The following is a 15337-nucleotide window of genomic DNA, read 5'->3' on the forward strand; positions in this document are numbered from 1 at the left end:
GTATGGGAGAATTTACACCCACACTTCCACACTCCCATACTTAAGAACACACTCCCATACCCCCATACTTAAATGCCCCCGTGTTAGGATTTTCACTATTGATAGCCATCTGGTTTGGGCTCCTTACCGGTCTACTGGAGGTCGTCCTGCGAACGGTTCAAGGGTTCTATGTAAGTCGGACCCGGGAAGTAAGTCATGATTTTATCTGGATGTGCCCCCTGGCTAACGCTGGGATCCTTTTTCTCCTGGGACTGGTCATTTTTTTTGTTAGTCGGTTCTGGCCAAAGCTCAATCTCCTACGTCTTACCATTTTTTTATCCGCACTCTGGGGTTTTATGGACCTGATCATTCTCTACCCAAAGATTCATCATTACGCAGCCTTATTGCTTGCTGCGGGTCTGGCTACGCAAACTTTACGCCTGATCTCCCCCCATATGCTTTCTTTTCAGAAGTTAGTTCGTCGGACCCTACCCTGGATGGGATTGCTGGTCGGAATGCTGGCAATAAGTGTCCAGGGAAAACAGATCCTTGCGGAACGGAGGGCTCTTGCCGATCTGACCCCTGCTCCTCCCTATGCGCCTAATGTGCTATTCATTACCCTGGATACCGTTCGGGCCAGGAATTTGAGCGTTTATGGTTACTCCCGACCCACTACGCCTCAGTTGGAGCAGTTAGCCAAAATGGGAGTGGTCTTCGAACGGGCCTTATCCACAGCCCCGTGGACCCTCCCCTCCCATGCCAGTATGTTCACCGGGCGCTTTCCCGGGGAATTATCTGCCGATTGGTTAACGCCGCTGGATTCAACCTATCCTACCCTGGCCGAATTCTTTAGGGCACGGGGGTATTTGACGGCGGGATTTGTAGGTAATACCGGCTATTGTAGCTATGAACACGGCCTTGATCGTGGTTTTATACACTATGAAGACTACCGAATATCTCTGGGGCAAACTGTCGCCAGCTCCATGTTGACACGAACCATTGCAGATAACTTTAGACTCCGTAGAATTCTTCGTAATGATGAACACCTGAATCGCCAACCGGCCGATCAGATAAATGAGAAGGTGTTACGTTGGTTTTCCCATAAAGAGCAACGACCCTTTTTCGTGTTCATTAATTATTATGATGCCCATGAACCCTATCTCCCCCCTCCACCCTATGATAAGATGTTCGGACCGGGACGGAAGTACGGAAAGTTTAGTCCGTTACATCGTCATAATTGGGAACCTGCGGTCATGCATCGGAAATTATCTCCAGAAGAGGTCCAGGAAGAAATAGATGCCTATGACGGGGCCATCGCTTACATAGATCATCAGCTTGGGCAGCTTCTCAATGAACTCGGGAGAAAAGGACTGTTGGAGAATACGTTGATAATTATTACCTCGGATCACGGTGAAGAATTTGGGGAACATGGGATTTTCGACCACGGCAACAGTCTCTATCTCCCGACGGTGCATGTACCTTTACTCATCGTCTTTCCATCCAAAGTGCCTGCAGGCAAGCGTATCCATGAACCGGTTTCCCTTCGGGATCTCGCGGCCACCGTCGTGGACCTGACCAGACTCGGCGGAGACCCTCACTTCCCGGGTAAATCCCTGGCACGATACTGGAATATGCCAGCTCAAGCTCCCGGCTTAGAGGAAACTCCCCTACTCTCTGAGGTATCTCGGGTGACCGGTCGTCCGACCTGGTTTCCGGTTAGCCGGGGAGATGTGAAAGCCCTGATATTTAATGGAATGCGCTACATTAAGAATGGGGATGGGGTGGAAGAACTTTACGATTTTGAAAATGATCCCTGGGAACAACGAAACCTGGCCAACCTGGAAGAGAGTTCCCAAATCCTTAACCAGTTTAGAGCCCTTCTGGAGAAGATTCTTAAATCCGAAGCCCGAAGTCAGAATTCCGGATGATATGGGATTCTCAAGAAACTTATCCTTTTGGGTTTTTTCATACATCAACCCATTAAACTGAACCCTGAGACCCCGAGAAGCTATAAAGTTTGCAGGCTTTGACGAGGCTTTAAGAACGGTAAAAGTAAGGGTTTGAAAGGCTCCCGAGTGCCTATGAAAGATTCCCCTAGAACATATCAACGACTGACTCTAGTAATCCTTTTGCTTACTCTGGCAGGATCTGGGGTAGGGATAGCGGTACCCGCCGGTTCCGGTTGGGATTTCGGTAATTTCTATGATACGGGTAGGCGGGTTGTTGCCGGACAGATCCAGGATATATACCATGCAGAACGCCTTATCGGCGGAGAACCTCCCCACGGGAAGATGCGTTTTTGGGGAACTCCAATATCTGCCTGGCTTTATGCCCCGCTGGGTTATCTTTCTCCCACCTGGGCTTTGATCGCTTTTAAAATTCAGAATACCCTTGCCTATTTTATTGCCTTAGGGTTGTTGTATTTTCATAATCGGAGGTTCGTGGGAAATCCTTATTCTTCCACTTTTGATAAAATTCAGTATGAGCTGGTACAGGCCAGGTTTGTGGCTGTATTTGCTTTCCTGAGTTTGATTTATCAACCCTTCTGGACGGTCTATCGGGTGGGTGGACAGACCACCCCAACCCTGTTTTTATTGTTCACTCTGGCCCTCCTGAGTCATACCCAGCTACACCTTTTTTTATCTGCTTTATTTTTAATTCTCGCCTGTCTGATTAAACCCAGTTTTATTACCGCCCTGATCTTTCTGACCTGTATATCCGGACTTCGATTCTTTGGCTATGTGGTTGCTATATTCTCCCTGATCGGTCTTACTTCTCTCTCCACAATGGGATGGAACCTTCACAAAGAATTTCTGATCCTTATGGGCGAAGGGACCCGGAAACTTTCTTCCTGGTTCTATAACAGTTCTTTGTATGTAACCCTCGACAATTTCAAGATATTCTTACCACCGCAACCCGATTCTTCGTTTCGTTCCATTATTTTCACCCTCTGTTTATTTGGGCTAAAAGCCATCGTCGTCGGCACGTTTATTTATCTAATTATTCAAAGCCGTTCTCAAAAATGGTTTCCCACCGCAAGAAGGCACTTCGATTTCCTTATGGCGGTTTCTTTCAGTCTTCTGATCTCTCAAGTTGTCTTTGAGCATTACCTGGCACCCCTTTTTCTGTTGCTTATCTATGTGGTGGCTTCCCATCGGTCTTTCAGTCCCGGAGCTATGACTTTAATCGGCCTTATCTTCCTGTTAGCTGTTGGACAAAACTTGATTTTGATTGATTTTCTTCGTACCCACTTTAAGTGGGACTCTCCTGTAGAACTTCTGCTCACAGGTCTCTTTAAGAGTGGGCCTCTTCTTTTAACCCTGATCTTTCTGTGGAAATACTCCAGGGAGTTATTTCAAAGTTATGCTACACAGGCGTGGGCGAATTATACCAGATCCGGTAGACGGATCTTTTTGAGCCTGATCCCTTAACTCCGTTCCTGTAAGAAGGAAGACAGGTAGGAGCGAAGGGCCCTTCGCCCCTGCTCCTCAAGGGTGTAAGCGTTTCATCTACATGGGGAAGGGAGTTAAGGGGAGGAGTTGCCCGAAGGGAAACGGTGACAAGTTATGAAAACGCTGGGTTCCGAAAACCTATCCGGTCAGACTAAAGTAAAAGTGGTTCTCTTCTCAGGGGGTAGAGGATCGAGGGTTCTTTCAAAGCAACTCATTAACAATCCCCAAGTCAGGTTGACCCTTGCCATCAATGGTTATGATGACGGGGCCTCGACCGGTGAAGTCAGAAGATTTCTGGGTGATAGTCTTGGCCCTTCGGATTTTAGAAAGAATGCTTCCCGAATGGCCGGCGAGCTCCAGTCTTGTAGTCGTGGACTTATTGAAATCCTCGATCTCCGATTCCCGGTGGGTTATTCGATGAATGAGGCCCTTAACTCATTTCGGATCCTCGGCGGTCAATCGATTTCCGGCGGAGATTTGGGTTCTATACGCTCTGAGTTCCAGGCTAAATTGGTAGCCCTACTCGCAGATATAGATGAAATCTCCAGGAAAGCACTCGTTAGAAAACTTTCTTACTTCGAGGAAGAACTCCTGAGAACCCAACATCCTTTTTCTTTTTCCGATTGTAGTATCGGAAATCTGGTCTTTGCAGGATGTTTTTTAGAAATGGGACGAAACTTTAATGCAGCCATAGAGGATTACTGTAATCTTTTAAATCTTCCTCCTGGTTTAATCGAAAATGTAACCGATGGGGCCAATGCTTATCTTGTGGCTTTGGATGATCACCATCGGGTTCTGGCAAGTGAAGCGGATATTGTCAACGCGAACCGACGCAACCACATCAAAGATATCTATCTGCTCCATCGCCCCCTTACTGAGGTAGAGCAGAACTGGTTAAAGTCGGCTTCAGCCGATGAGATTAAGCGTTTCCTTGAAAAACAATCTAAGACCCTGACACCTAATCCTCGTTTACTCAAGCGGATCGCAGAAGCCGATCTGATTATTTACTCGCCTGGAACCCAACATTCAAGCCTCTTTCCTTCCTATATGACACCCGGACTTGGCACCGCGATTGCAAAAAATCTTAAAGCGATCAAGCTGCTGATTACAAACCTCCAGGAAGATGCCGAGATCCCGGACAGCAGTGCCGTGGATATTATTAATAAAGCCGTTTATTATCTGAAGGAGAAGAATCTATTGCCAATTCCGACCCCTTGTTTGATTACCCACTATGTAATCAACGATCCAAATCACCAGGATCAAGAGACTCCCTATATCCCATTGGGTCGGCTTGAAACTTTGGAAGATCCACGTCTGGTTCGAATTGGAAACTACGAAGAAGGAGTTACCGGGCGACACAATGCAGCCAAAATACTTACACCTTTTATTGAGTCGTTTCTCCAAAAAAGAGGACCCTGGAAGATGGCCGTTCTGTTTCTGGATACTTACTCTCTCAATAAAATCACCCAAACTTTACTGGAAATGCTGAGGGGAGGTATTCAGGACCTGCCTGCCGAAATCATGGTATTCTATCAGAGTCAGGAGTTCTTAAGTCCTGATTTTGTCTCTTCACTCCCCTTCGGGGTCTATAACCTTTCTTCCGAATCCCCGGAAGCACCCTTCTCAAAGGTTCTTAAAGATCCGCGATTTGATTATATCGTCTTGTTTGAATCTTCCGGGATGTACAAAGGCGAGGATATTGTAAACCTCGTTTCGCTCTTGACCCACGGTCGATTAGATGCCGTATGGGGAAGTCGACGACTTTCCGTTAGTGATATCCATCAATCCTACAAACTCCGTTATCGTCATAACTTAGTTCTGGGTGCTCTAAGTTATATAGGGAGCCATATTTTAAGTCTTGCCTATCTATTACTTTATGGACGTTATATTTCGGACACCCTTTCAGGTGTCAGAGCCATCAAAGCTTCTTATTTACGTACCGATGGGATCGATTTAAAACACAAATATGTCAATCAACACATCCTTTCCATGCTCTTACGCGACCGGGCTGCAATCTTTGAAACTCCGATTCAATTTTTTCCTATCTCTCCCGAGAAGGTCCGGCGTACCACGGTACTGGATGGGATTCAGTCTCTCCTCACCATTTTGAAATGGAGGTTTAAGTCGTTAAAACGTCCTCAGGAGCCGGGAGAAACAAAAGATATATAAAGCAAAGAGGTTTCTTTAAATAAACCCGATTTCAGGTTTGAAATTCCCGGCTGAGAAAGGGAGTTCCGGGTTTATTCAAGGAAACCACCGGAATGATAGAATGAGGTATTGTTTTGATCTGTTCATTTTTGATATGGATGGCGTCCTGGCAGATACTTCCCCTTGCCACCGTCGAGCTTATGAGGACTTATGGCGCAGGATTGGGATCCGGGGTCCCGAGTATGAAACCATTGCAGGCCGAAAGACCTGCGATGTCATTAAAGAATTTACTGCGGGGTTAAAACCTTCTCCAGAACAGATCCAGGAATGGATTTTGTTTAAGCAATTACAGGCACGCCGGTATTTCTCTGCGGAGGTCATTACCTATCCAGATACCGTTCGGGCTTTAACCACCCTTGCAAAATATAAAGCCCGTCTGGCCCTTGGAACCTCCGCTTCAAGGGATTCGACCCGGATGATCCTGAACCGGTTAGGGATCAGCGACCTCTTCTCTATCCTGGTTACCGGAGATGATGTAAAACACGGAAAACCATCCCCCGAGATCTACTTAAAAATTATCCAGAAAGCTGAGATCAGCCCCCACAAAACCCTGATTGTTGAAGATAGCCCCTCTGGACTTGAAGCAGCCATTGCCTCAACAGCTTATGCAGCTTCGGTAAGGACCGGAAAAAAGATCGAGCATCCCAAATTTATCGGGAGCTTTTCGGATCTTTGTGAATTACTATCGAAATCAGGAATCGAGGTGCCATGAATCGTTTAATGATCATTCCGGCCGCGGGTCTTGGCTCGCGTTTAAAGTCACCTCTGCCCAAAGTCCTTTTCCCGGTCAATGGAAAACCCATGATCGATTACTTGTTCGATCTATATGCCTCTGTGATGGAATATTTTATTTTGGTTCTCCACCCTTCCTTTGAGAAGGAGGTACGAAATCACTGTGCTAATTATCCATTTCCCATCGGGTATGAGCTTCAAAACTCCCCCACAGGAATGCTCGATGCAATCCTTATCCCAAAGGAACAGGTGCGAAAACTTGAACCGACCCGCATCTGGATTACCTGGTGTGATCAGATCGCCGTTCAACCGGAAACGGTCATGAACCTGGTAGAGTTATCACACCAGGATCCTGAAGCAGCTTTAATTTTTCCGACTCTGCTACAAAGGAAGCCCTACGTCCATTTCGTTCGTAATGATTGGGGTGAAATTATCCAGGTCCTCCATCGCCGTGAAGGGGATGGGCTGCCCGAAGTGGGGGAAAGTGACCTGGGACTTTTTTGTTTATCCCGTAAAGCTTACCTGGATTTACTGGTCAAGTTCTCCTATGATATAAAAACAGGAGCGGTAACCCAAGAGAGAAATTTCCTGCCGTTTATCCCCTGGCTGAAGGGTCGGGGCCGAGTCCGAACGTTTTCCGGTTGTAACGAAATCGAATCTGTAGGCATCAATACGCCGGAGGATTTACATCGGGTAGAAAATTATTTACGCCGTGAAAGAAAAAGTCCTTTCCATTATTATTCCCGCTTATAACGAAGAACCCTTTATCGGGAAGCTATTAGAAAAGGTGATGGCTGTGGATCTTTCCCGGCTTGGAATTACTAAAGAGATTATAGTGATCAACGACCATTCAACAGATCGTACCGCCGAAATTGTGAGCGGATTTAAAGAAGTCATTTTAAAGACCCTGCCGGAAAACAGTGGAAAGGGAGCGGCTGTCAGAACCGGAATAGCCCTGGCAACAGGGGATTATATCATTATACAGGATGCCGATCTCGAATACGATCCCAACGACTACCTTCCCATGCTTAAGGTTCTCTTAGAGGATAAAGGGGATGTCGTATACGGCAGTCGCTATCTGAAATATCCTGACCGTAGTAAGCTGATAAACCTGCTTACCGGTAAGCATCCTGGACAGTCCTGGGCCGCATATCTGGGGGGCCAGAGTCTGAGTTTTATAGCACTTTTCTATACCGGACACTATCTTACCGATACTGTAACCGCTCTGAAATTGTTTAAACGGGATATCATTAAATCTCTAGAGCTTGAGACCTCAGGGTTCGAACTGGACCATGAAATTTCTTCAAAAATCCTGGCCCGAGGTTATATTATTAAAGAAGTTCCCATTAGCTACTTTCCACGAAGTAAAAAAGAGGGTAAAAAGATCGGCCTCAGGGACTGGTTTATCGCCTGGAAAACATTTGCCAGGTATCGAAAAGGGTAAATAATCCTTTAGAAAGGTATCCATTCAGTTAAATTTTATGTTATCCATCGTTCTTCCCGCATATAATGAAGAGAAGCGAATTCCAGGCTCTCTTCAGAAAATGATCCAGTATTTAAATAATTCAGATTATCTTTACGAGATTATCGTTGTAGATGATGGGAGTACAGACCATACGTTGGAGGTAGCTACCGCCGCAGCTACAGCCTGTAAGAATTTCAAGATTATCCAAAATAAAACCAATCGAGGAAAAGGCTACGCGGTGAAAACAGGCGTTCTCCAATCTAAGGGAGAGATTATTTTATTTTCCGATACCGATCTTTCCACACCCATAGAGGAATTACCCAAGTTGCTCAAATACCTCCAGGAAGGGTATGACATAGCCATTGGTTCAAGGGCACTTCCAGAATCTGAAGTTCGACTGCATCAAGCCAGGGGAAGAGAAGGGATGGGAAGGATCTTTAATTTTTTGGTCCAGGCTCTGGTTATAGAAGGGATCCGGGATACCCAGTGCGGATTTAAATGTTTTAAACGCCAGGCCGCGGAAGCTATCTTTCAAAAGCAACGTCTTAACGGGTTTAGCTTCGATGTAGAAATTCTTTATCTGGCCAGAAAATTGGGCTATCGGATCGCAGAGGTACCTGTCGTGTGGTTGAATTCAAAGGAAACTAAAGTTTCGATTTTGAGGGATCCTCTCTATATGCTCATGGATTTACTGAAGATCCGATACTTTGACTTTATGGGGCTATACTGATTTCCTATCTGGTCTGACGGGACCCTTCGCCGGATAAGAGGGATCAAGAACCTGAAAGGAATAAAGCCGGATTAATCGGCGAAATTAAATGCTTACAAAATCTGTATGCTCTCATTTCCAGAGATTCCTAAAAATTTGGAAGCTTCCCATCAAAATGAAGCCGTCCGGGATTCTTCTCTCCATTTGATGAAGTTTTGGCTTGCAATTCTTTCAGTCATAGGGGTTTGGCTTGGGATCTTACTTTGGATTCATGCCCATAATCCGCGCCTCCTCCCCTCCTGGCACGGGTTTCTACATACGGCCATTGCCATGCGATTTACAGACGGATCGTTTCCTCCAGAGAATCCCTTCTTTGCCGGTGAAAAACTCCCCTACTACTGGGCATACCAGTACTTCGGTTTTATAGTAGCCCGAATTTTAAAAACCGATCTCCTTCATGCCTTTCGGTTTATAGCCCTGTCCAGTCTGGCCGTTTTAGTTATTTTCTCCGGATTAACCGGATATAAATATTTTCGATCTATCGGAGCCGGCCTTTTGATCGGTTACCTTGCTGTGGCTGGAGCTAATCCCTTCGGACCGCTGATTGCGTTAGCTAAACATTGGATAAAAGCTGCTCCTTTGATCAGCCCGGTATCCTCACAAACTCCCGTCGAGACCCTTTTTGTTACGAACCGAATGGCCGATGATTGGATGACCCAACCCCTCTTACCCGCCCTGTATATCTCCAGTGAATGGTGGCATGGACAGAATATCGTCTGGTTTATAGATATTTCTGCACGGGCTCCCGCTTTATCGTTGGTTTTTGTACTTCTCTTCCTTCTTTTGAGCCCCCGGCTAAAATTTGGAAAAATACTCCTTATAACTTTACTGGCCGCTCTTATAACGGCTTTTAACCCCATCACCGGATTTGTAGTGTCTGGAAGCCTTCTGGGGGCCTCTCTGATAATACTCTGTCTGACGGCTTTAAAGCGTTCCCACTTCGGTTACAAGTTTAAAAAGCAGCCCCTCGTCCTGTCCCTCCTCTGCCTTACAGGTACCCTTCTGGCTGCACCTACCTACTATCATTTGTTTCTCCTTAACAAGGGAACTCTAAGCCTGACCTCTTCTTACTCTGTTTTTTATCTCTTTTTAAAATTGGCTGCCCTCTCGGCCAATTTTTTGATCCTGGTTTCCCTGGCGATTCTGGGTAGCTGGAAATCATCTTATCGAGAAGGAATAGGACTCTGGACCCTGACCCTGGCCGGAATTCTTCTGTTACTTGTCGTTCCCCTTATTATTCTCTGGCCTCACAACGAGCATAACCTGACCAACGCTGCCGCATGTCTCCTTGCCGTTCCGGCAGTTGCCTGGATAACCTGCCTGCCCAAGCGAAAAGAAGAAAGGATTTCTAAAGGATCTCTTTTTCTTTTACTCCTGGGGGTTCTCTTTCTACCTACAACCTTCTGTACCCTTCTTTCCTACACCGGAAGGCCCCCTCTTCCCCTTGGATTTCGGGGTCAAACCCTGCAGAGACTACCCGAAGAGGGTCCCCTCGAAAATTTATATGCCTGGATAAGGAATCAAACCCCTTCCGATGCCGTATTCCTTTGTGATCCCAATGAACCTGTTAAAATGTCTGGAAACGTAGCCGAACTTCCGGCCTTTACCGCGAGAACTCTTTTCATAGATCTCCCCGGCTATCTTACTTCTCAGTACAAAGATGCGAACTTCAGGACTACGCTGGCCGGCAATGCAGCAAAGGGCTACCCTTTGACACCTCCTCAACGTAATTATCTCCGTCATCTGCAAAGACCTCTTTACCTGATTACCTATCATGCCGACCAGGAAGATCTTTTGAATCGGCTGATTCAACAAAACGGTGGGCCTATCTTTCGTCAAGATTTTGTAGCCGTGTTCAAAATCACCCTGGATCCGATAGAATTTCAACCTTCCAAGGCAGGATTTCAACCTTTGCAGTTTGATTTAGCTTTCTCGACCTATCTGGGAGGTTCACAATTTGAACACATCCGTGGGATTACTACAGATAGCTCCGGTAACATATATGTTACCGGTGGTACAACTTCCCCGGACTTTCCGGTTACAAACGGTGTCTATCAGACCACCCTTAATCCTGCTAAACCAGATTCCCCCGATATTTCGCCCATGGATGTTTTCGTAACCAAATTAGATCCCGGCGGCAAAATCATCTGGTCTACTTTCCTGGGTGGCCCCAATTACGATCGAGCTTATGCCATTGCGGTAGATAACCAAGACTATGTCTATGTAGCAGGTCGGGCCGGTAAAGGTTTTCCGGTTACCCGGGGAGCCTTTCAAACGTCCTTTCAAGGGGGGCAAGAAGCGCCTTTTTATGGCCCTCAAGATGGTTTCATCTGTAAACTGACTCCTGATGGTTCTAAACTTGTTTTCTGCAGTTACTTTGGAACCCCAGACCCTTCCATTATTCGAGATATAGCGGTTGATCCAAAGGGAGATATTTACCTGGCATCGGGTTATTCCTCAGGCCGTTATCCTAAAGAAGTTCACAAGGTCTTTAATAATAAGCCCCATGGGGATCATGATGCTGTTATAGCCAAGATCCATTCCGATGGCTCCCGGGTACTCTGGGCTACCTATCTGGGAGGTTCGGATTGGGAGAGTAACGAGAACTCTGTCCGTTTGGATGGAGCCGGGAATCCCTATGTTCTGTTAACAACCAGGTCGACCGATATGCCGGTCACCGAGAACGCCTATGGAAAGACGTATGCCGGCCATGGGGATCTCTATGTGGCGAAACTCACACCCGATGAAGGGAAATTAGTCTGGGGTACCTACCTGGGGGGACCTGAAAACGAATCCACCGAAACCCATGAATTCGCCGTAGATGCTGAAGGTAATGCTTACATTGCAGCTCCAACCAAGTCCCCCGACTTTCCCACCACTCCCGGAGCTTTTCAAAGAAAATATGAGGGGGGCCCCAATGAAATATTCGTGGCTAAAATTTCACCAGATGGTTCACAACTTTTGGCCAGTACTCTCCTGGGGGGAAAGGATAGAGATAGACCGGAAGGTGTGGCGGTGGATACAGCCGGTAATGTCTACTTTACCGGTACAACCACCTCCAATAACTTTCCGGTAACAAGGGATGCTTTTCAACCTAATTTAATAGGAGACCGAAATGCCTTTGCGGTAGTGCTTTCCGCAGATTTCAGTCGGTTGCTCTACGCCACCTACCTGGGAGGCGGCGGAGGAGAATTGGGTCGAGCGGCCACGGTGGATTCCCATGGTAATTTCTATATAGCCGGTCAAACAGATTCAAAGAACTGGCCGGTCCATAACGCTTTTCAGCCTGCTTACAGTGGTAACATAGATGGATTTATAGCCGGATTTAAACCAAACACTCAGAAAAACTAAAGCGTGTTCTTCTAAAAGAAAATCAAAATAGAAAATTGCCTTCTATGCATATAGGAGTTGATGCGACCTGTTGGCAAAACACGCGGGGCTATGGCCGTCATGCCCGTGCTCTGCTGAGTACCCTCGTTCGCCTGGATACCGAAAATCGCTATACCTTTGTCCTGGATTCGGCTGAAAATGAAAAAGTATTACCATCTGGAGTCGAAGTCAGGGTGGCAAAAACAACGACTCCTACGGCTATTGCAGCCTCTGCTAGGGGGCATCGCTCTTTACGAGACCTGTGGCAGATGAGTCGAACCCTGTCCAGTTCCGATTTTGATTTGTTACTGTTTCCTACCATCTATAGTTATGTTCCGATACTCAGCCGGGCCAAAAAAATAGTCATGATCCATGACATCATCCCGGAGACCTTTCCCCAACTTACCTTACCTGGCTTTACCTCGCGACTCTTCTGGAAGACAAAGACTGCCCTCGGTCGCTGGCAGGCAGATGCCATCGTCACGGTTTCTGACTACTCCCGTCAAGGGATTATAAAGCATTTCAATATCCCCCCTGAGAAGGTTTTCGTGGTCGGTGAAGCCAGTGATCCTATTTTTCGGGTACTGGATAATCCCATCCCTACTCCCTATCTTATCTCATTGGGCATAACACCTTATGGTCGCCATGTGGTGTATGTGGGGGGTTTTGGTCCGCACAAAAACCTAGAAACCCTGGTTACAGTATTTGCAAAACTTTCACGCTATCTCACTTTCTCAGATATTCGTCTGGTTCTGGTAGGGGAGTATCAAAAGGAAGTTTTTTATAGTTCTTTTGAAACCATTCGGCGACGGGTTGAGGAGCTGGGAATTACCCATCGGGTTCTCTTTACCGGATATCTCTCCGATGAAGAGCTGGTTGTTTTACTGAACCTTTCCACCGTGCTGGTATTACCTTCCCTCATCGAGGGTTTTGGACTCCCGGCTATTGAAGCAGCGGCCTGCGGTTGCCCGGTTATTGCAACAACCGCCAGTCCCTTACCTGATCTTTTAGGTACAGCAGGTCTTTATATCGATCCCCAGAGACCGGAAGAATTGGAGGAAGCTCTTATTCGGGTCCTGGAATCGGAGAGTTTGCGGCGACAGATGCGGGGAAAAGGACTCATGGCTGTCCGTCAGCTCACCTGGGAAATAGCAGCCCGACAGATGATGAGTCTTTTACACGCTATGGGTAAAGAGTATCCATGAATCGTCCCCTTAATTTCTTACACCTCACAACCTTTTATCCACCTTATAGTTTCGGGGGAGATGCCATGTATATCTACCGCCTGGCCCATGCCCTTGGAGAGGAGGGACATCAGGTTGATGTCATTCACTGCATCGATTCTTATCACCTGCTACACCCCGGAGAGCCTAAAATTAAATTTGCCGATCATCCCAACGTAACAATCCATGGTCTGCGAAGCGGATACCGGTGGCTTTCACCCCTCCTCACCCAACAAACCGGTCGACCCTTCCTAAAGCAAAAGCGGATCCGGCAAATCCTCCACAGCAAACCTTACGATGTTTTGCATTTCCATAATATTTCTTTGCTGGGTCCGAAAATTTTAACTTTGGAGCCTCCTCACCATCGTTCGGTAAAAATATACACGACCCACGAACACTGGCTCATTTGCCCTACCCATGTACTTTGGAAATTTAACGACCGGCCCTGTGAAAAACCCGAGTGCCTGCGATGTATCCTCAAGGCCGGACGTCCGCCGCAACTCTGGCGTTATACAGACCTGCTGGCAAAGTCCAGCCAACACGTGGATCAGTTCGTCTCACCCAGCCGCTTTACCGCCCGTATGCATGCAGAACGTGGCTTCCCCAAACCGGTAGCCCATCTCCCCTATTTTATCGACCGGGTTGATCAAGACTGGAAAAATCCGGGCCCCCGCCCCCAGGAAAAACCTTACTTCCTCTTCGTGGGAAGACTGGAAATCATTAAAGGACTTCAAACCTTGATCGAGCTCTGGAAGAAGGTAGAGGATTTCGACTTACTCATTGCAGGTACAGGCAGTTATGAAACCCCATTACGGGCGCAAGCGGCTTCCAACCCCCGTATCAAATTCCTGGGAGCGTTACCTCAACGTAAGCTGGGAGAACTCTATGTCCATGCCCTGGCCTGTATTGTTCCATCCATCACCTATGAAACCTTTGGAATCATCATTATTGAAGCCTTCGCCCGGAAAACCCCTGTCATCGTTAGGGACCTGGGTGCCTTACCGGAAGTGGTTCACGATAGCGGAGGTGGCTTCGTCTATCGCACCGATGAGGAGTTGCTCACGGTCCTGTACCGTATAGCCAGCTCCCCAGCGTTACGTTGTGAGCTGGGCGAAAAAGGGTATCAGGCATTTATACGATGGTGGTCTAAGGAGGCCCATCTGGAACTTTATTTTGATTTCCTCCAAAAGGCCGCCCTTAAAAAATTTGGATATATACCCTGGGAAAGTAATGAAAGAGCACGAACTTAATATCCTGATGTACCACTCCATCTCAGAAGGATCTGGACCTACCTGTATTTCCCCTCATATCTTTAAGGAGCAGTTGGAGGTGCTTTCAGATTGCGGTTATCAGGTCATTTCTTTGTCCGACTTTGTCGCCTGGAAGGGAGGGGAACGAGAACTTACCGGACGCTCTGTGGTCATCACCTTTGATGACGGCTTCAAGGACTTTGCCACGACCGCTTTCCCCGAACTTCAAGCCCGCGGATGGACGGCAACGGTCTTTTTACCTGCCGGTAAAATCGGAGGCGTTGATGATTGGGAATCCAACAGATCTGGATATTCACCGAGATCCCTCATGGATTGGAAAACCATTCAAGAACTGGCGGACCTGGGAGTGAATTTTGGAGCCCATGGAATCCACCATACGGATCTTACAACCCTGGCCCCAAAAATCGCACGCCAGGAGATCGTAGAGTCTAAACGTAGAATAGAAGAGCATACTGGTCACCCTGTTATCAGCTTTGCTCCACCGTATGGAAAAATCAATGCCTTTGTAAAATCAGAAATTCGTAAAGAATACCTTCTGGCCGTAGGAACTCAACTGGATCGTGTCCGTCGTACCTCAGACCTGTATGACTTGCCTCGAATCGAAATGTGGTATTTTCGACATCTTCGTCCCTGGCGCACCTATCTTAAACAGGGATCCAGCATGTACTTTACCCTGAAACAAATACTGCGTCAATTTAGAACCCATGTGTTTCCCTCTTAAACCAAAGGAATTCAAATTATGAAAATTCAAGTTCAAACCCCAGCAAAACTTAAACGACTCCTCTACCTCCATCTCTCCCAACCCCTTATCTCCCTCACCCTCCTAACCCTGATCCTGCTCTTCCTGAACACCAAAGGCATATCCCACG

11 protein-coding genes are annotated in these 15337 nt (G+C 47.0%); all 11 read left to right on the forward strand.

The features are described from left to right. The first annotated feature begins 98 nt into the window (after positions 1–98). The 11 genes from VNM22_17630 (at position 99) to VNM22_17680 (ending at position 15189) form a co-directional block, all read left to right on the forward strand. Entirely contained in the window at positions 99–1907 is a 1809-nt protein-coding gene (locus VNM22_17630; protein ID HWP48981.1) for a sulfatase, read from the forward strand. A gap of 153 nt (positions 1908–2060) precedes the next feature. Then, a complete protein-coding gene (locus tag VNM22_17635; GenBank protein ID HWP48982.1) occupies positions 2061–3410 on the forward strand; it encodes a hypothetical protein in 1350 nt (449 codons plus the stop codon). Between the two features lie 135 nt (positions 3411–3545). Continuing rightward, positions 3546–5600 (forward strand): 2-phospho-L-lactate transferase CofD family protein, encoded by a 2055-nt coding sequence (locus VNM22_17640; protein ID HWP48983.1) that lies wholly within the window; start codon positions 3546–3548, stop codon positions 5598–5600. 100 nt (positions 5601–5700) lie between these two features. Continuing rightward, the gene (locus VNM22_17645; protein HWP48984.1) at positions 5701–6351 is read left to right on the forward strand and encodes an HAD family phosphatase; all 651 of its coding nucleotides are present in this window, start codon (positions 5701–5703) and stop codon (positions 6349–6351) included. Then, positions 6348–7124 carry an NTP transferase domain-containing protein gene (locus VNM22_17650; protein ID HWP48985.1) on the forward strand — a complete coding sequence of 259 codons (777 nt, stop codon included), beginning with the start codon at positions 6348–6350 and terminating at the stop codon, positions 7122–7124. Before VNM22_17645 ends, VNM22_17650 begins: the two co-directional genes overlap by 4 nt. Further along, complete coding sequence (locus VNM22_17655) at positions 7084–7815, forward strand: glycosyltransferase family 2 protein (protein ID HWP48986.1); 732 nt, start codon at positions 7084–7086, stop codon at positions 7813–7815. Before VNM22_17650 ends, VNM22_17655 begins: the two co-directional genes overlap by 41 nt. A 37-nt stretch (positions 7816–7852) precedes the next feature. Further along, entirely contained in the window at positions 7853–8566 is a 714-nt protein-coding gene (locus VNM22_17660) for a dolichyl-phosphate beta-glucosyltransferase (GenBank protein HWP48987.1), read from the forward strand. 105 nt (positions 8567–8671) lie between these two features. Next, positions 8672–11956: an SBBP repeat-containing protein gene (locus VNM22_17665; protein HWP48988.1), complete on the forward strand. Its 3285-nt coding sequence runs from the start codon at positions 8672–8674 to the stop codon at positions 11954–11956. Between the two features lie 44 nt (positions 11957–12000). Beyond that, entirely contained in the window at positions 12001–13179 is a 1179-nt protein-coding gene (locus VNM22_17670; protein HWP48989.1) for a glycosyltransferase family 1 protein, read from the forward strand. Beyond that, on the forward strand, positions 13176–14447 hold the full coding sequence (locus VNM22_17675; GenBank protein HWP48990.1) for a glycosyltransferase family 4 protein: 1272 nt from the start codon (positions 13176–13178) through the stop codon (positions 14445–14447). Before VNM22_17670 ends, VNM22_17675 begins: the two co-directional genes overlap by 4 nt. Continuing rightward, positions 14428–15189: a polysaccharide deacetylase family protein gene (locus VNM22_17680; GenBank protein ID HWP48991.1), complete on the forward strand. Its 762-nt coding sequence runs from the start codon at positions 14428–14430 to the stop codon at positions 15187–15189. The genes VNM22_17675 and VNM22_17680 overlap by 20 nt, the downstream gene beginning before the upstream one ends. The last annotated feature ends 148 nt before the right edge of the window (positions 15190–15337 follow it).

The organism is Candidatus Limnocylindrales bacterium, from assembly GCA_035559535.1.
Taxonomy (GTDB): Bacteria; Moduliflexota; Moduliflexia; order Moduliflexales; family JAUQPW01; genus JAUQPW01.

Coding starts and splice junctions, on each gene's coding strand:
- VNM22_17635 (HWP48982.1), top strand. CDS start 2,061: ATGAAAGATTCCCCTAGAACATATCAACGACTGACTCTAGTAATCCTT.
- VNM22_17640 (HWP48983.1), top strand. CDS start 3,546: ATGAAAACGCTGGGTTCCGAAAACCTATCCGGTCAGACTAAAGTAAAA.
- VNM22_17645 (HWP48984.1), top strand. CDS start 5,701: ATGAGGTATTGTTTTGATCTGTTCATTTTTGATATGGATGGCGTCCTG.
- VNM22_17650 (HWP48985.1), top strand. CDS start 6,348: ATGAATCGTTTAATGATCATTCCGGCCGCGGGTCTTGGCTCGCGTTTA.
- VNM22_17660 (HWP48987.1), top strand. CDS start 7,853: ATGTTATCCATCGTTCTTCCCGCATATAATGAAGAGAAGCGAATTCCA.
- VNM22_17665 (HWP48988.1), top strand. CDS start 8,672: ATGCTCTCATTTCCAGAGATTCCTAAAAATTTGGAAGCTTCCCATCAA.
- VNM22_17670 (HWP48989.1), top strand. CDS start 12,001: ATGCATATAGGAGTTGATGCGACCTGTTGGCAAAACACGCGGGGCTAT.
- VNM22_17675 (HWP48990.1), top strand. CDS start 13,176: ATGAATCGTCCCCTTAATTTCTTACACCTCACAACCTTTTATCCACCT.
- VNM22_17680 (HWP48991.1), top strand. CDS start 14,428: ATGAAAGAGCACGAACTTAATATCCTGATGTACCACTCCATCTCAGAA.